A 15264-nucleotide genomic window follows, 5' to 3' on the forward strand; every position below is an offset into this window, starting at 1 on the left:
GCCTTTGATCCGGCGGCGCTTTGCCCGGCTGCGGGCGGGGCGCCGCGGTCCTTTATCCGATTCACCATGTACGTCGATTCTCACTGCCATCTGAACTTTCCGGAGCTCGCCGCCGATCTGCCCGCCATCCTCGAGCGCATGGCCGCCAACCAGGTGACCCATGCGCTGGTCGTCAGCGTCAACATGCCCGAATGGCCCTCGCTGATGTCGCTGGTCGAACCGCAGCCCAATCTGTGGGCCTCGGTGGGCGTGCATCCCGATTACGAAGACACGCCGGACCCGTCCTTGGACGAACTGGTGCGCCTGTCGGCGAATCCCAAGGTCGTGGCCATCGGCGAGACCGGACTCGACTACTACCGCCTGTCGGAGCCGCTGGACTGGCAGCGCGAGCGTTTCCGCTGCCATATCCGGGCCGCGCGCGAGACCGGCCTGCCGCTCATCGTGCATACCCGGGCCTCGGCCGAGGACACGGTGCGCGTGCTGCGCGAAGAGCAGGCGGCCGAGGTGGGCGGGGTGATGCACTGCTTCACCGAGAACTGGGAAGTGGCCCAGGCCGCGCTGGACCAGAACTTCTATATTTCGCTGTCGGGTATCGTCACGTTCAAGAACGCCCAGGTGGTGCATGAAGTCGCCGCCAAGGTGCCGCTGGACCGCCTGCTGATCGAAACCGATTCGCCGTACCTCGCGCCGGTGCCGTACCGCGGCAAGCTCAACGATCCGTCCAAGGTCATTCACGTGGCCGAGAAGATCGCGGACCTGCGAGGCATACCGGTGGCCGAGGTGGCGCGTGCATCGACCGATAATTTCTTCCGTCTTTTCAATAAGATAAAGAAATATTGAATCTATTTTATTTAAAGTAAATTCTAGGATATCCATGGCTATCAGTGTCGCTTCCGCTCATCGGACCGTGTTGACGTGCAGCCGCGCCGCGCTGCTGGCGCTGGCGCTCGGGCTGGCCGCGCCGGGCGCGCAGGCGGCCAATCCCGGCGACTGGTGGGTCTATGTTGCCAACGACTATCCCGACGATATCCGCGACCTGCTCAAGCAGGGCGCCGATCCCAACGTGCGCTACAAGAACGGCCAGCCGGCGCTGATGCGCGCGGTGGTCGACGGCGCCTGGAAGGTGTTCGACGTGCTGGCGGCCGACAAGCGCACCGACGTGAACGCGGAGAACCCCGCGGGCGAGACGCCGCTGATGTACCTGGCCATCGTCGGGCAGACCGACCGGGCCAAAAAGCTCATCGCGCGCGGCGCCAAGGTCAACCGCCTGGGCTGGACGCCGCTGCATTACGCGGCCTCCAAGGGTCAGATGGAGATGGCGCGCCTGCTGCTGGCGCAGCACGCCATGCCCAACGCGCCCGCGCCCAACGGCGAGACGCCGCTGATGATGGCCGCGCTGTCGGGCCGCAGGCCCATGGTCGAGCTGCTGCTGAAATCCGGCGCCGACGTGGGCACCCGCGACACCAAGGGCCAGACCGCGGCCGACTGGGCCCGTACCGGCAAATCCACCGCGCTGGCCGCGCAGCTGGACAAGCTGATCGCGCAGCAGGACGAAGCCCGCAGCAGGCGCCGCGGGGGGGTGGGGGCCGCGCCTGCCGCCGAGGCTCCAGCCGCGCCCGCGCCCGCGCCGGCGGCCGAAGCGCAGGCTCCCGCGGCATCGCCGGGCGCCGTCCAAGGCGTCTCGGGCCTGAAGCTGAACAATTACGACGAGCCCGCAGCGCCTTGACGCCGCGTCGCCGGGAGCGCGAGACATGACGACCGGAGAATTCGACAAAAGCCTGTGGAAGGCGCGCGACGACAGCGCCGAACAGGGCGATACGCGGCGCCTGGCGCACATCGTGGCGCCGGCCGCCGGGCAGGAAGTCCGCGACGGCGAAGCGGTGCTACTGGGCTTTGCCTGCGACGCCGGCGTGGCGCGCAACCAGGGCCGCGTCGGCGCCGCCGGCGGGCCGGCCGGCATCCGCAAGTTCCTGGCCGGGCTGCCCGCGCACGGGCTGGCGCGCCTGCTGGACGCCGGCGACGTGGTGTGCAAGGGCGACCGCCTGGAAGAGGCCCAGGAGCGTCTGGGTCTGCGCGTGGCGGAGCTGCTGGGGCAGGGGGCGCGTCCGGTGGTGCTGGGCGGCGGCCACGAGATCGCCTGGGGCAGCTTCCAGGGTCTGGCCCGCTGGCTGCAGGCGCGCGCCGATGCCGGCCCGGTGCTGGTGCTGAACCTGGACGCGCATTTCGATCTGCGCACCGGACGGCCGGGCAGTTCGGGCACGCCTTTCGACCAGATCCTGCGCGACTGCGAGGCGCGCGGCCAGCCGCTGCAATACGCCTGCCTGGGCGTTTCGCGGCTGGCCAACACGCCGGCGCTGTATGCCCGGGCCGCCGAGACCGGGGCCTTCTGGGTCGAGGACCGCGAGATGCAGGAGCGGCACCTGGAGGCCAGGCTGGCCGACGTGGACGGCCTGCTGCGCGGGGCTGCCCACGTCTATCTGACCATAGACCTGGACGTGCTGCCGGCCGCGGTCATGCCGGGCGTCTCCGCGCCCGCGCCCTATGGCGTGCCGCTGCCGGTGGTCGAGGAAATCGCGCTGCGGGTCAAGGCCAGCGGCAAGCTGCGCCTGGCCGACATGGCCGAATACAACCCGGCCTTCGACATCGACGGCCATGGCGCGCGGGCGGCCGCGCGGCTGGCCTGGCAGCTGCTTGCGGACTGACGGCCGGGCGGGCTCGCTTCGGGAGGCGGCTTTCTTTCGGGAAAGCCGCCTTTTTGCATTGGCGCCCCGGGGTCGCGGCGGGCAGGGCATCGGGCTGGACGGGCGCAGTGCGGCGGCTTAGGATAGGACCAGATCAGGTCCGGGCTTGCGACCCGTTCGACATCCGCAACACAAATATGTCCCCATTAAATATTTTTCATATTAAATTGGGGACGCTATATTTTTCGTGGATAAAATGGCGCAACTCAGTCAGGAGAGCATGCTCATGTCTCAAACTCCCACCCACGCCTTGCCGTCGTACCTGAATGCCGATGACCTCGGCCCCTGGGGTAATTACCTGCAACAAGTCGATCGGGTCACCCCGTATCTCGGTTCTCTGGCGCGGTGGGTCGAAACCCTGAAGCGCCCGAAGCGTTCGCTGATCGTCGACGTGCCCATCGAGCTCGACAACGGCAGCGTCGCCCACTTCGAGGGCTACCGCGTCCAGCACAACACCTCGCGCGGCCCGGGCAAGGGCGGCGTGCGTTTCCACCAGGACGTGACGCTGTCCGAGGTGATGGCGCTGGCGGCCTGGATGTCGATCAAGAACGCCGCGGTCAACCTGCCGTACGGCGGCGCCAAGGGCGGCGTGCGCGTCGATCCGCGCAAACTGTCGCAATCCGAGCTCGAGCGCATCACGCGCCGCTACACCTCCGAGATCGGCGTCATCATCGGGCCGTCCAAGGACATTCCCGCGCCCGACGTGAACACCAACGCCCAGACCATGGCCTGGATGATGGACACGTACTCCATGAACGAAGGCGCCACCGCCACCGGCGTGGTCACCGGCAAGCCGATCGCGCTGGGCGGCAGCCTGGGCCGGGTCGAAGCCACGGGCCGCGGCGTGTTCGTGGTGGGCTGCGAAGCCGCCCGCGACCTGAACATCGACGTCTCCAAGGCGCGCGTGGTGGTGCAGGGCTTCGGCAACGTGGGCGGCACCGCCGCCCGCCTGTTCCATGAAGCCGGCGCCAAGGTCATCGCCGCGCAGGACCACACCGGCACGGTGCACAACGCCGAAGGCCTGGACGTGCACAAGCTGCTCTCGCACGTGTCGCAGCACGGCGGCGTGGGCGGCTTCTCCGGCGGGCAGGCCATGGACAAGGACGAATTCTGGACGCTGGAAACCGAATTCCTGATCCCGGCCGCCCTGGAAAGCCAGATCACCGCCGAAAACGCGCCCAAGGTGCGCGCCAAGATCGTGGTCGAAGGCGCCAACGGCCCGACCACGCCGGAGGCCGACGACATCCTGGCCGAACATGGCGTGTACGTGGTGCCGGACGTGCTGGCCAACGCCGGCGGCGTGACCGTCAGCTACTTCGAATGGGTGCAGGACTTCTCCAGCTTCTTCTGGAGCGAGGACGAGATCAACCTGCGTCTCGAACGCATCATGCGCGAGGCCTACGCGGCCGTGTCGCAGGTGGCGCGCGAGCACAAGGTCACGCTGCGCACGGCGGCGTTCATCGTCGCCTGCACGCGCATCCTGCAGGCGCGCCAGGTGCGCGGCCTTTATCCCTGATACCGGCTTCGGCGGCGCGTCCCCGGACGCGCCCCGAGGAGGCAAGGAGACAAACCCGATCGCCCCGCAAGGGGCGATTTTCATTGCGGCATGCACGTCCGCGTTGCAGCCATGTGTACTGGCCCCATTTTTTTGGCGGTGTGGGCTGCCGGCCACAATATGTCCCGATTTGTGTCGCTCAGGGCAAATCCGGGCTTGCGCATAACGAATTGACACATTGCGTCCCTAGAATTCGCTGCAACCATGTGCCGGGGACGTCGCCCGCGATGCGAAGCAACCTGCTCATGGTCTGTTCAATCAACGGGAATTTGCAATGAAAAAGACTTTGTTCGCCGCCGCCATCCTGGGCGCGTTCGGCGCAACGGCACAGGCGGAAACCTCGGTGACGTTGTACGGCCTGATCGACACGGGCCTGGGCTACCAGCGCATCAAGGGCGACAACTACCACGAATCCAAGGTCGGCATGGTCAACGGCGTGTCCAGCGGCTCGCGCTGGGGCCTGCGCGGCAGCGAAGACCTGGGCGACGGCCTGCGCGCCGTGTTCACGCTGGAAAGCGGCTTCAATTCGGGCAACGGCCTGTCGGGCCAGAGCGGCCGCCTGTTCGGCCGCCAGGCCACCATCGGCCTGCAAAGCGATTCGTGGGGCAAGCTGGAACTGGGCCGCCAGACCAACATCGCTTCGAAGTACTTCGGCGCAATCGATCCGTTCGGCGCCAGCTACGGCCAGGCCAACGTGGGCGTGGCCTTCAGCGCCGCCAACACGGTCCGCTACGACANCCTGCAAAGCGATTCGTGGGGCAAGCTGGAACTGGGCCGCCAGACCAACATCGCTTCGAAGTACTTCGGCGCAATCGATCCGTTCGGCGCCAGCTACGGCCAGGCCAACGTGGGCGTGGCCTTCAGCGCCGCCAACACGGTCCGCTACGACAACATGGTGCAGTACTCGACCCCGTCGTTCAGCGGCCTGCAGTTCGGCGTCGGCTACTCGTTCAACGCCTCGGACACGACCAGCGCCCAGACCGGCTTCAAGACCGCCGACAACACGCGCGCCATCACCACCGGCCTGCGCTACGTCAGCGGCCCGCTGAACCTGGCCGTGACCTACGACCAGCTCAACCCGGCCAACCAGTTGAACACCGACGCCACGCCGAAGTCGTGGATCGTGGGCGGCTCGTATGACTTCGAAGTGCTGAAGCTGGCGCTGGCCTACGGCCAGACGCGCGACGGCTGGTTCACCGGCCAGGGCATCAACGCCTTCGGCAGCGGCAGCCCCGAAGCCAAGGGCTTCAGCAGCAACGTGGCCGCGTCCGGCTTCAAGGCCAATTCCTACCTGGTCGGCCTGAGCGTGCCGCTGGGCGGCGCCAGCAACCTGTTGGCCTCGTGGCAGCGCGCCGATCCGGACAGCGATGCGCTGACCGGCGACGACGCGACCATGAACGTCTACAGCCTGGGCTATACCTACAACCTGTCCAAGCGCACCAATCTGTACGCCTTGGCCTCGTACGCCACCGACTACGCCTTCATCGACGGCGTCAAGAGCACCGTGGGTATCGTGGGTATCCGCCACCGCTTCTAAGGCGCGGCCATGAGCGGGCGGCGCGCACGCGCCGCCCCTTGCGCCGAGCCGCGGTTGCACTGAGCGGACTGGGCGTCTTACCCGGCCACAGACGCGAAAAAAGCGGCCACCTCCCTAGCTCCACTCTCAGTCCGCTCACCCGAACCCCGGCCACGCCGCAGCCTGGCGCCTGCCACAGGCGTTCAGGACTGCGGCAGCAGTTCGGGCTTGAGTATCCCGCGCAGATCGGGATAGGCGATGCTCAGTTCGGGCTCGCCATGCGAATACGGCGCGATCGAATACGCGTCGTACTTGACCACGATGCCGTCGCGCGTGAGCGCGAAATTGTCGCTTTCCTGGAACGGCCACATGCGGTTGTACGTCGCCGGATCGCGGCGCGCGTCGGGATTCTGTTCCAGCCACTTGGCGTGCGCGCGCTGCAGCGCGGCGACGTATTGCGCGCGCCGGCCCGGTATCAGGGCTTCGTCCAGGCTCATCACGCGGCCGCGGCTGCGTTCCCAGTTCAGGTACTGCGTGGCGGGAATGCCGTGCGCGGCCCCGGTCAGGTACTGCTCGGTGTGCAGCTCGATGGCGATCACGTCGCCGACGGTGTCCTTGACGCTGGCCTTGAAATAGGTGGCGTCTCGCGGGCGCGCGGTGGACCAGAAGTACTGCGTGTATTCGGACAGCGTGTCGTAGGGGCCGCGGCGGTTGGCGTCGGTGCCGGTCATGTAGGCCAGCACGTGATCGACCAGCGCCGTCAGCTTGGGGATGCCGGGAAAGGCCACGCTGTCGATTTCGATGCGCGGGCAGTCGCCTTCGCAGCCGGGCTTGTTCGAGGCCCACTGGATGCGTTCGGTGGCCAGGTCGCCCAGCTGCTGCGGCGTGGATTGCGCCGACGGCGCCGGCGAGGCCAGGGTGATGTCGGCCGGCGGCGCGCTGCTGCAGCCGGCCAGCGCCAGGATGGCGGCGCCCAGGATGAGACCGCTGGTCGCGCCTCGCGGCGTGTACATGCGACGCATTGAATTACCTCCAGAGAATCAGGACACGGCAGCTCAGGGGACGACGCCCGTCCACTGCGGCGTGGAGAACTTTTCCAGGGCCTGCGCCTGCGCCTGCGCCAGGGTGGCCTCGCCGACCTGCCCAGGGCTCAGACGATGGCGCGCGGCAAAAGTTTCCACCATGCGGTCGATGATGGCTTCGCGCGCCAGCCCGGTCTGGGTGCGCAGCGGGTCGACGCGCTTTTTCGCGCTGGTGGTGCCTTTGTCCGACAGTTTTTCGCGGCCGATGCGCAGGACCTCCACCATTTTATCGGCGTCGATGTCGTAGGACATGGTGACGTGGTGCAGCACCGCGCCGGAACGGCGCGCCTGCGCGGCGCCGCCGATCTTGCCGATCTCCGAGGCGATGTCGTTGAGCGGCTGGTACCAGGCCTTGATGCCCAGCCCCTGCAGCGCGTCCAGCACCCAGGCGTCGAGGAAGGCATAGGATTCCTGGAAGCTCATGCCGTGCACCAGCGCCTGCGGCACGCTGAGCGAATAGGTGATGGAGTTGCCCGGCTCGATGAACATGGCGCCGCCGCCGCTGACGCGGCGCACGACTTCGATGCCGTGGCGGCGCGCGCCTTCGGGATCGACCTCGTTCTTGAGCGATTGGAAGCGGCCGATCACCACGGCCGGCGCGGACCATTCCCAGATGCGCAGCGTCGGCGGGCGGCGGCCGGCGCCGACCTCGTCGGTGATGATGGCGTCCAGCGCCATGTGCAGCGCGGGCGGCTGCGGGCCTTCGTGGACCAGATCCCAGTCGTAATCGTTCCAGTCGGTGCGCGTCATGCCAGCGCCCTCCGCAGCACCACGGCGACGGCCTCGGCCGAAAAGCCGAACATCTCCGCGCCGGGCGGCAGCGCCGACTGCACGGCCAGCGCCAGTTCGAGTTCGCCGGCGTCGGCCGGCAGGCCGTTCAGGCCGCGGTTGATGGCTTCGAGCGCTTCGGGGGGCTCGAGAAAAAAGTCGCCGCTGATGCGCACGTCGGCCAGGCGGCCGTCGCGCACTTCCAGGTCAGCGACCACCAGTTTGCCGCCGGGGACTTTGTATTCGCCATGCATGGGCGCTCCTTGCTGATTCCAGATCGGTAATGAACAAACAGAAAAACAGTGGCTACAGGCTGAGCTTCATGCCGTCGTGGCTGGCCTTGAAGCCCAGGCTTTCGTAGAACCGGCGCGCGTCGGGACGCGCGCGGTCGGTGGTGAGCTGCACCAGGCTGCAACCCTGCACCCGGCACTGCTCGATCGCCCACTCGAACATGGCGCGGCCCAGGCCGGCGCCGCGCGCCGAGGAGGCGATGCGCACGCTCTCGATCTGGCCGCGCCACTGGCCCAGCCGCGACAGGCCGGGGATGAACGATAACTGCAAACAGCCGACCACGCTTCCATCGCGCTCCAGCACCGCCAGGAACTGGTTGCAGTCCTGCGCGATGGCGCCGAAGGCGGCGGTGTAGCGCGGGTCCAGGGGCAGCGAGGGATTTTCGCGGGCCGCGCCGAGTTCGTCGTCGGCCAGCATCGCGACGATGACGGGAAGATCGGCCAGGCGCGCGCGGCGGAACACCAGTTGCGGATCGGGCATGGCGGCTCCTGTCAGCGGGTGACGTTCTGGGCGGTCTGGCCGAACAGGATGCGGCGCGAGGCCTCGTCGCTGACCGACGGCGCGGTGTTGACGGTGTCGGCCAGCGCGTAGGCGCGCACGGTGGCGGGCCTTGCCGCGATGGTTTCGAACCAGCGCTTGAGGTGCGGGAATTCGTTGAGATCCTGGCCCTGCTTGGCGTGCGGCACGATCCAGGGATAGGCGGCCATGTCGGCGATGGAGTAGTCGCCGGCCACGAACTCGCGGTCGGCCAGGCGCTTGTTCAGCACGCCATACAGGCGGTTGGTTTCGCGGACGTAGCGGTCGATGGCGTAGGGGATGCGCTCGGGCGCATAGCCCGAAAAATGGTGGTTCTGGCCGGCCATGGGGCCCAGCCCGCCCATCTGCCAGAACAGCCATTGGGAAACTTCGGCGCGGCCGCGCAGGTCGGCGGGCAGGAAGCGGCCGGTCTTTTCGGCCAGGTAGAGCAGGATCGCGCCGGATTCGAACAGCGACAGCGGCGCGCCGCCGTCGGCCGGGGCCTGGTCGACGATGGCGGGGATGCGGTTGTTGGGCGCGATGGCGAGGAACTCGGGCTTGAACTGGTCGCCCCGGCTGATGTTGACCGGGTGGATGTTGTAGGGCAGGCCGGTTTCTTCGAGGAACAGCGTGATCTTGTGGCCGTTGGGCGTGGTCCAGTAATAGAGATCGATCATGGGGGTGTCCTGTTCGTGGCGCCGGCGGCGGCGGCCGGGCGGAACGCCCATGATAGCGGGCCGCCGCCGGCCGCGCCCTGAATAACCGGGGACTGGATACGGGTTTGGCCGGCGGCGCCGCCATCCGCCTAACAGGCCGCGCCCGGCCGCGCCCGGCGCGGCAGGCGCCAGCTCCAGTTCAGGCTGACGCCGGCGGCCGCCATGAAAATCATCGCCACGCCCACGATCTGCGAGCCGTCCATGCGGTGTCCGTAGACCAGGAAATCAAGCATGATGGCAACCGCGGGATAGATGAAGCTGAGCGCGGCGGTCGAGGTCGTGGGCAGCTTCTGGATGGCCGAGTACATCAGGATATACATGAGGCAGGTATGCACCAGTCCCAGGGCCACCAGGCAGCCCCATTGCAGGGGCGCGGCGGGCAGCGCGCCGAAGTCCGCCATCGGCAGCAGCATGAGCGCGCCGAGCGCGACCTGCACCAGCGCCAGCACCTGCGGCGGGATGCCCGTCAGGCGCTTGACGATGAAGGCGGTCACGCCATAGAGCGCGGCCGCGCCCAGGCCCAGCAGCAGTCCCGCCAGATAGCCGTCGCCCGCGCTGCCCGCCTCGGACAATCGCAGCACCAGCATCAGCCCGGCGAACGCGATGACCGACCAGGCCAGCTTGCCGCGCGTGGGCCGTTCGCCCAGGAACAGCACGCCCAGGCCGATCAGAAAGAAGGGCTGCACGTTGTAGACCGCGGTGGCCAGCGAAATGGACGCCAGCCGGTAGGCCGAAAACAGCAGCACCCAATTGAGCACCAGCGCCGCGCCGGCCGCCAGCGCCAGCGCCAGCGTCTTGCGCGTGAACAGCCCGGGCCGCAGCAGCCCGCGCAGCCAGCAGTACAGAAACAGCGACGCCGCGCCGAAGACGCAGCGGAAGAACACCACGTTCCAGGCGCTCTGCCCGGATTCCAGCACGAACACGCCCAGCGTGCCCGACAGCGTCATTGCGGCCGTCATTTGCGCCAGGCCGATGCGTTCCGATGAGGGAGCCATGAGATTTCTCCAGGAGGCGCGCGGCCTCGGTATGCGATGGAAAAATTATCCCAGGCGGATCAAGCTGGTTATATGATGTTGTTGCGGTCAATCGTTCATAGAACCTTTGTTTAGGTGAAATTTATGCGCAACGACCTAAAAAACGAAAATACCAATGAAGGCCCGGTGCTGGACGGTATCGACCGCCGCCTCGTGGAGATGCTGGACGCCAACGCGCGCACCACCACCGCCGACCTCGCGCGCCAGGTCGGCATGTCCGCGCCCAGCGTGGCCGACCGCCTGCGGCGGCTGGAGGAATCCGGCGTGCTGCGCGCCTACACGGTGGACCTCGATCCCGTGGCGCTGGGCTACACGCTGCAGGCCGTCGTGCGCATCCGGCCCTTGCCGGGACAACTGCGCCACGTCGAAGGGCTGATCCAGGAGATCCCGGAGTTCGTGGAATGCGACAAGGTCACGGGCGACGACTGTTTCATCGCCCGGGTGGTGCTGCGCTCGATCTCGCACCTGGACGGCATCCTGGAACGCGTGACCGAATTCGCCGAAACCAATACGGCCATCGTCAAGGCGCACACCGTGCGCCGCCGGCTGCCGCCGCTGCGCTGATCAGTGCAGCGCCTTCAGGCGGACGCGGCCAGCGCTTTCTCGATGGCGCCGGTCAGGCTTGCGGGCGTGTCGGTGGGCGCGTAGCGCTTGATCGGGCGGCCGTCGCGCCCGACCAGGAACTTGGTGAAGTTCCATTTGATCCGGCCGGTGCCGAGCAGGCCCGGCTTTTCCTGCTTGAGCCAGCGGTAGAGGGGATGGGCCGCGTCGCCGTTGACCTCGATCTTGGCGTAGAGCGGGAAGCTGACGTCGTACTGCGTGCTGCAGAATTCGCGGATCGCGGCTTCGTCGCCGGGTTCCTGGTGGCCGAACTGGTCGCAGGGAAAGCCCAGCACCGTCAGCCCGGCCTCGCGGTACTTGCGGTACAGCGCCTCCAGGCCCGCGTACTGCGGCGTGAAGCCGCACTTGGAAGCCACGTTCACGACCAGCAGCACGCGGCCGCGGTACGCGTCCAGGGGGCGTTCCGCGCCATCGATGCCGCGGGCGGAGAAATCGTAGATCGTGCTCATCGGGCCACCTTTGTGCTGCCGGGTCTGCGCGCTCAGGCGTCGGAACGCGAGGGCGCCAGCACGCCGGCCGGTGCGTCCAGTGTAGCCGCGGCGTGGCGGCCGTAGTAGCGCGTGCCCCACAGCGTCAGCAGCAGCACGGCCAGCGTGATGCCGGCCGAGATCCAGGGCAGGTCGGTCAGCGGCAGGCCGTGGCCCAGCGCCAGGCTGCCGAGCCAGGCGCCGGTGGCGTTGCCCAGGTTGAACGCGCCCTGGTTCAAGGTGGAGGCGAGGTTGGGCGCCTCGGCCGCCTGGTCCACGATCAGCGTCTGCAAGAGCGGCACCACGGCGAAACCCAGCACGCCCCAGACGAACACCGTCAGCAGCATGGGCGCCAGCGCATACACCGCCTGACTCAGCGCCAGGAACACCAGCAGCAGGCCCACGAAGATGCGGCGCAGCGAGGCCTCCAGATTGCGGTCCCCGAGCTTGCCGCCCAGCGTGCTGCCCACGGTCAGCGCCACGCCGAACAGCAGCAGTACGCCGGTGACGCCGCGTTCGGACACACCGGTCGCCTCGCGCAGCAGCGGCGCGATATACGTCAGCACGCAGAACAGCGCGGCCGAGGCCAGCACGCTGGCGGCCAGCGGCCACACCACGCGCACGTCGCGCAGCACCTTGAATTCGCGCAGGATATTGCCGGGCTGCATCGGGATGCGCGCCGGCAGCCATGCCGCCAGCGCGGCCACGGCCGCCAGTCCGATGGCGCTGACCACCCAGAACGTGGAACGCCAGCCCGCCACCTGGCCCAGCGCCGTGCCCAGCGGCACGCCCAGCACGTTGGCCAGCGTCAGTCCGGTGAACATGAGCGCGATGGCGCTGGCGCGCTGGTTGCGCGGCACCAGGTCGGCGGCCACCACCGCGCCCAGGCCGAAGAACGCGCCGTGGCAGAACGCGGTGAACACGCGCGCGGCCATCAGCAGGGCATAGCCGGGCGCCAGCGCACAGAGCAGATTGCCCAGCACGAAGGTGCTGGCCAGGCCGATCAGCGCGGCCTTGCGCGGCAGGCGGGCGGTGACGATGGCCATGATGGGGGCGCCGACCACCACGCCCATGGCGTAGCCGGTGATCAGCAGGCCGGCGATGTCGATGCCGACGTGCAGGTCGTCGGCGACGTTGGGCAGCAGGCCCATGATGACGAACTCGCTGGTGCCGATGCCGAAAGCGGCGGCGGCCAGCGCGATGAGGTGCAGGGGCATGGAGGAAAACAACGGTGGGCCGCGGCGGCGGCATGGAAAGGGCAAGGGCGCGATTCTAGGGCAGGGCGGCCGCGTCGCCCGGACAAAGCCCTGCCGTCGTTAAGGGTATACCCGTAGGTCGGGCGGACCTGCGCCGATTCCTTGCGCGGCGCGGGGCCATTGTGCGGGCCGCGCGGGCGCCGTCCTATCATGTACGGCAACGAAATCGTCAAGCGGCTGAAGGAGAGCGGCTATGGATGGAATGATCGAACGCCTCGAGGCGATGCTGGCCAAGGGCACGGACAACATGCTGCTGCGCTTTTCGCTGGGCAAGGCCTACGCCGAACGCGAACGGTTCGACCAGGCCGAGGAACACCTGCGCGTGGCGCTGGCCTTCGATCCGGCCTATTCCGTGGGCTGGAAGTGGCTGGGCAAGGCCCGCCTGGGACGCGGCGACACGGCCGGCGCGCGCGAGGCCTGGGAGTCGGGCCTGAAGGCGGCGCAGGCGCGCGGCGACCAGCAGGTGGTCAAGGAACTGCAGGTGTTCATCAAGCGCCTGGACAAGCAGGCCGCGGCCGGCGTCTGAGCGCGAGCCGATGTAAAAACTAAGAGTAGATGTGTCCGTCCGGGCGCGGGCGGGCCGCGCGGCGGTCAAACCATGAAACACGCCAGGGACCCACGCATATTGACGCGGATGGGAGCCGCGCCATGTAATCCCAATAAACGACTAGAGAATGCTATGGGAAATCTGATGGACCTACGCCCGTCCTTTTTAAAGGGTCGCCCGCGTGCCGCCAAGGCGCCGCAGGACGTGTTGCAGGAACTCTGGCGCTCGGTCGACATGCCGGCCGAGTCCCTGAGCCACGTCGTGCTGACGGGCGCCGATCCGGTCCTTCCCTCGTCCTTCGCCGTCGGCACGGCGGCGCAGACCAGCATGGCCGCGGCCGCGCTGGCGGCCGCCGAACTCTGGCACCTGCGCGGCGGCGCGCGCCAGCAGGTGGGCGTGGACATGCTGCACGCGGCGCAGGAGTGCCGCAGCTACTTCAAGATCAACGGCGTGGCGCTGGACCCGCGCGACCCGCTCACCGGCATGTATCGTTGCGGCGACGGCGGCTGGGTGCGCATCCACGCCAATTTCGCCCATCACCGCGATGGCGCGCTGGCGCTATTGGGCTGCCCGCAGGGCGACGGCGCCACGCGCGCCGCCGTCGAGAGCGCCCTGAGCCGCTGGAAAGCGCTGGATTTCGAGCAGGTGGCGGCCGACGCCGGCCTGCCCGTGGCGGCCATGCGCAGTTTCGACGAATGGGACCATCATCCCCAGGGCCAGGCGCTGGCCGCGCAGCCGCTCCTGACCATAGAACGCATCGGTGAGGCCGACGCCCGGCCCTTGCCCAAGTACGGCGAAGACGCGCGGCCGCTGAGCGACATCCGCGTGCTCGACCTGACCCGCATCATCGCGGGGCCGGTCTGCGGGCGCGCGCTGGCCGCCTACGGCGCCGACGTGATGCTGGTGAATTCGCCGCAGCTGCCCAACATCGACAACATCATCGAAACCAGCCGCGGCAAGCTGTCGGTGCTGGCCGACCTGGACACGGCCGACGGCCGCATCGCGCTGGGCAATCTGCTGCGCAGCGCGCACGTGTTCGTGCAGGGCTACCGTCCCGGCGGCCTGGCCGCGCTGGGCTTCGGCCCGCAGGACGCGGCGCGCATCCGCCCCGGCATCGTCTATGTGTCGCTGTCGGCCTACGGTCCCAAGGGGCCGTGGGCCGGCCGCCGCGGCTTCGATTCGCTGGTGCAGATGGCCACGGGCTTCAACCACGCCGAGGCCCAGGCGGCCGGCCAGGACGCGCCCAAGCCGTTGCCCATGCAGATCCTGGACCATGCCTCGGGCTATCTGATGGCATTCGGCGCGCAGGCGGCGCTGGCGCGCCAGGCGACCGAAGGCGGCAGCTGGCACGTGCAGGTATCGCTGGCCCAGACCGCGCACTGGCTGCGCAGCCTGGGGCGTGTGGAAGGCGGGCTGGCCTGTCCGATGCCGGGCTTCGAAGGCCTGCTGGAAACCGAGCCCTCCGGCTTCGGCGAACTGGTCAGCCTGCGCCATGCCGCGCATTTCTCGTCCACGCCGGCGCGCTGGACGCGCCCGTCGAGCCCGCCGGGCACGCACCCGCCGGTGTGGCCGTTCAATTAGCGGCGCTTATTGGCGGGTCTTCCACGCCCGCAGTGCGCGCATGGTGTTGGCGACGTGCGATTCAGGGCTCATGTCCGTGAATTCATAGAGGATCTTGCCCTGCGGCGAGATCACGTAGGACACGCGCTGCGCATATTCCGGGCGCTTGTCGTGCACCGCGTCATAGGCCTTCATGATCTTGCCGTCGCTGTCGGCGGCCACCGCGAACTTGCTGCGGCATTCGCTGACCGAGAATTTCTTCAACGTACCGATGTCGTCGGTCGAGACGCCGATCACCGTGGCGCCCAGCGATTTGTATTCGTCCGTGGCTTCGGCGAAATTGCGCGCCTCTATGGTGCAACCCTGGGTGAAGGCCGCCGGAAAGAAATACAGCACGACCGGACCCTGCTTGAGCGCCTCGGCGAGCTTGAACGTGAACACGTCGCCGCCCAGCGAAGCCTGGGCGTTGAAGTCGGGCGCGGGGGCGCCGACCGTGAGCGCGGCCTGGGCGGACCCGCCGGCCAGCAGGCCGCATAGCAACAGGCAGGTGGCGGTGCGTTTCATCGGAATCTCCTTCGGTCGGGGCGTCGGTGG

17 protein-coding genes are annotated in these 15264 nt (G+C 68.2%); 8 read left to right on the plus strand and 9 right to left on the minus strand.

Annotated features, from left to right (window positions below; translation table 11 throughout):
- Positions 1-66: 66 nt before the first annotated feature.
- From C1I89_RS01160 to C1I89_RS01180, 5 genes are all read left to right on the plus strand, one after another.
- Positions 67-840 (plus strand): TatD family hydrolase, encoded by a 774-nt coding sequence (locus C1I89_RS01160; RefSeq protein ID WP_102770980.1) that lies wholly within the window; start codon positions 67-69, stop codon positions 838-840.
- 34 nt (positions 841-874) lie between these two features.
- Positions 875-1726, plus strand: coding sequence for an ankyrin repeat domain-containing protein (locus C1I89_RS01165; RefSeq protein ID WP_102770981.1), 852 nt, complete (start codon positions 875-877; stop codon positions 1724-1726).
- 25 nt (positions 1727-1751) lie between these two features.
- A complete protein-coding gene (gene hutG, locus C1I89_RS01170; RefSeq protein ID WP_102770982.1) occupies positions 1752-2702 on the plus strand; it encodes a formimidoylglutamase in 951 nt (316 codons plus the stop codon).
- 265 nt (positions 2703-2967) lie between these two features.
- A complete protein-coding gene (locus tag C1I89_RS01175; RefSeq protein WP_102770983.1) occupies positions 2968-4257 on the plus strand; it encodes a Glu/Leu/Phe/Val family dehydrogenase in 1290 nt (429 codons plus the stop codon).
- Between the two features lie 313 nt (positions 4258-4570).
- Positions 4571-5833 (plus strand): porin, encoded by a 1263-nt coding sequence (locus C1I89_RS01180; protein ID WP_102770984.1) that lies wholly within the window; start codon positions 4571-4573, stop codon positions 5831-5833.
- Positions 5834-6015: 182 nt separating this feature from the next.
- Here the strand turns inward: C1I89_RS01180 and C1I89_RS01185 are convergent, their stop codons facing one another.
- The 6 genes from C1I89_RS01185 to C1I89_RS01210 form a co-directional block, all read right to left on the minus strand.
- Positions 6016-6834, minus strand: a complete 819-nt coding sequence (locus C1I89_RS01185; RefSeq protein ID WP_102770985.1) for an RsiV family protein — start codon at positions 6832-6834, stop codon at positions 6016-6018.
- A gap of 33 nt (positions 6835-6867) precedes the next feature.
- Complete coding sequence (locus C1I89_RS01190; RefSeq protein WP_102770986.1) at positions 6868-7644, minus strand: lipoate--protein ligase family protein; 777 nt, start codon at positions 7642-7644, stop codon at positions 6868-6870.
- Positions 7641-7916: a lipoate protein ligase C-terminal domain-containing protein gene (locus tag C1I89_RS01195; protein WP_102770987.1), complete on the minus strand. Its 276-nt coding sequence runs from the start codon at positions 7914-7916 to the stop codon at positions 7641-7643. The genes C1I89_RS01190 and C1I89_RS01195 overlap by 4 nt, the downstream gene beginning before the upstream one ends.
- 52 nt (positions 7917-7968) lie before the next feature.
- Positions 7969-8433: a GNAT family N-acetyltransferase gene (locus C1I89_RS01200; RefSeq protein WP_102770988.1), complete on the minus strand. Its 465-nt coding sequence runs from the start codon at positions 8431-8433 to the stop codon at positions 7969-7971.
- A gap of 11 nt (positions 8434-8444) precedes the next feature.
- Complete coding sequence (locus tag C1I89_RS01205) at positions 8445-9146, minus strand: glutathione binding-like protein (protein WP_102771808.1); 702 nt, start codon at positions 9144-9146, stop codon at positions 8445-8447.
- Positions 9147-9274: 128 nt separating this feature from the next.
- On the minus strand, positions 9275-10180 hold the full coding sequence (locus tag C1I89_RS01210) for a DMT family transporter (RefSeq protein ID WP_102770989.1): 906 nt from the start codon (positions 10178-10180) through the stop codon (positions 9275-9277).
- Between the two features lie 123 nt (positions 10181-10303).
- On the opposite strand from C1I89_RS01210, the gene C1I89_RS01215 reads away from it, so the two are divergent.
- The gene (locus C1I89_RS01215) at positions 10304-10783 is read left to right on the plus strand and encodes an Lrp/AsnC family transcriptional regulator (RefSeq protein WP_102770990.1); all 480 of its coding nucleotides are present in this window, start codon (positions 10304-10306) and stop codon (positions 10781-10783) included.
- 14 nt (positions 10784-10797) lie between these two features.
- Here the strand turns inward: C1I89_RS01215 and C1I89_RS01220 are convergent, their stop codons facing one another.
- Entirely contained in the window at positions 10798-11289 is a 492-nt protein-coding gene (locus tag C1I89_RS01220) for a glutathione peroxidase (RefSeq protein WP_102770991.1), read from the minus strand.
- 32 nt (positions 11290-11321) lie between these two features.
- A complete protein-coding gene (locus tag C1I89_RS01225; protein WP_102770992.1) occupies positions 11322-12524 on the minus strand; it encodes an MFS transporter in 1203 nt (400 codons plus the stop codon).
- A gap of 232 nt (positions 12525-12756) precedes the next feature.
- Between C1I89_RS01225 and C1I89_RS01230 the strand changes: the two genes are divergently transcribed.
- Positions 12757-13089, plus strand: a complete 333-nt coding sequence (locus C1I89_RS01230) for a hypothetical protein (RefSeq protein WP_102770993.1) — start codon at positions 12757-12759, stop codon at positions 13087-13089.
- Between the two features lie 255 nt (positions 13090-13344).
- Positions 13345-14691: a CoA transferase gene (locus tag C1I89_RS01235; protein ID WP_440130617.1), complete on the plus strand. Its 1347-nt coding sequence runs from the start codon at positions 13345-13347 to the stop codon at positions 14689-14691.
- A 6-nt stretch (positions 14692-14697) separates the two neighbouring features.
- Here the strand turns inward: C1I89_RS01235 and C1I89_RS01240 are convergent, their stop codons facing one another.
- Positions 14698-15234 (minus strand): peroxiredoxin, encoded by a 537-nt coding sequence (locus C1I89_RS01240; protein ID WP_102770995.1) that lies wholly within the window; start codon positions 15232-15234, stop codon positions 14698-14700.
- Between the last annotated feature and the right edge of the window lie 30 nt (positions 15235-15264).

Origin of the sequence: Achromobacter pulmonis (assembly GCF_002885955.2) — a bacterium.
GTDB lineage: Bacteria > Pseudomonadota > Gammaproteobacteria > Burkholderiales > Burkholderiaceae_B > Achromobacter > Achromobacter pulmonis_A.

Bases quoted from the DNA above. Each gene is read 5' to 3' on its own strand.
- C1I89_RS01160 (WP_102770980.1), top strand. From the start codon at position 67: ATGTACGTCGATTCTCACTGCCATCTGAACTTTCCGGAGCTCGCCGCC.
- C1I89_RS01165 (WP_102770981.1), top strand. From the start codon at position 875: ATGGCTATCAGTGTCGCTTCCGCTCATCGGACCGTGTTGACGTGCAGC.
- hutG (WP_102770982.1), top strand. From the start codon at position 1,752: ATGACGACCGGAGAATTCGACAAAAGCCTGTGGAAGGCGCGCGACGAC.
- C1I89_RS01175 (WP_102770983.1), top strand. From the start codon at position 2,968: ATGTCTCAAACTCCCACCCACGCCTTGCCGTCGTACCTGAATGCCGAT.
- C1I89_RS01185 (WP_102770985.1), bottom strand. From the start codon at position 6,834: ATGCGTCGCATGTACACGCCGCGAGGCGCGACCAGCGGTCTCATCCTG.
- C1I89_RS01190 (WP_102770986.1), bottom strand. From the start codon at position 7,644: ATGACGCGCACCGACTGGAACGATTACGACTGGGATCTGGTCCACGAA.
- C1I89_RS01195 (WP_102770987.1), bottom strand. From the start codon at position 7,916: ATGCATGGCGAATACAAAGTCCCCGGCGGCAAACTGGTGGTCGCTGAC.
- C1I89_RS01200 (WP_102770988.1), bottom strand. From the start codon at position 8,433: ATGCCCGATCCGCAACTGGTGTTCCGCCGCGCGCGCCTGGCCGATCTT.
- C1I89_RS01205 (WP_102771808.1), bottom strand. From the start codon at position 9,146: ATGATCGATCTCTATTACTGGACCACGCCCAACGGCCACAAGATCACG.
- C1I89_RS01210 (WP_102770989.1), bottom strand. From the start codon at position 10,180: ATGGCTCCCTCATCGGAACGCATCGGCCTGGCGCAAATGACGGCCGCA.
- C1I89_RS01215 (WP_102770990.1), top strand. From the start codon at position 10,304: ATGCGCAACGACCTAAAAAACGAAAATACCAATGAAGGCCCGGTGCTG.
- C1I89_RS01220 (WP_102770991.1), bottom strand. From the start codon at position 11,289: ATGAGCACGATCTACGATTTCTCCGCCCGCGGCATCGATGGCGCGGAA.
- C1I89_RS01225 (WP_102770992.1), bottom strand. From the start codon at position 12,524: ATGCCCCTGCACCTCATCGCGCTGGCCGCCGCCGCTTTCGGCATCGGC.
- C1I89_RS01230 (WP_102770993.1), top strand. From the start codon at position 12,757: ATGGATGGAATGATCGAACGCCTCGAGGCGATGCTGGCCAAGGGCACG.
- C1I89_RS01235 (WP_440130617.1), top strand. From the start codon at position 13,345: ATGCCGGCCGAGTCCCTGAGCCACGTCGTGCTGACGGGCGCCGATCCG.
- C1I89_RS01240 (WP_102770995.1), bottom strand. From the start codon at position 15,234: ATGAAACGCACCGCCACCTGCCTGTTGCTATGCGGCCTGCTGGCCGGC.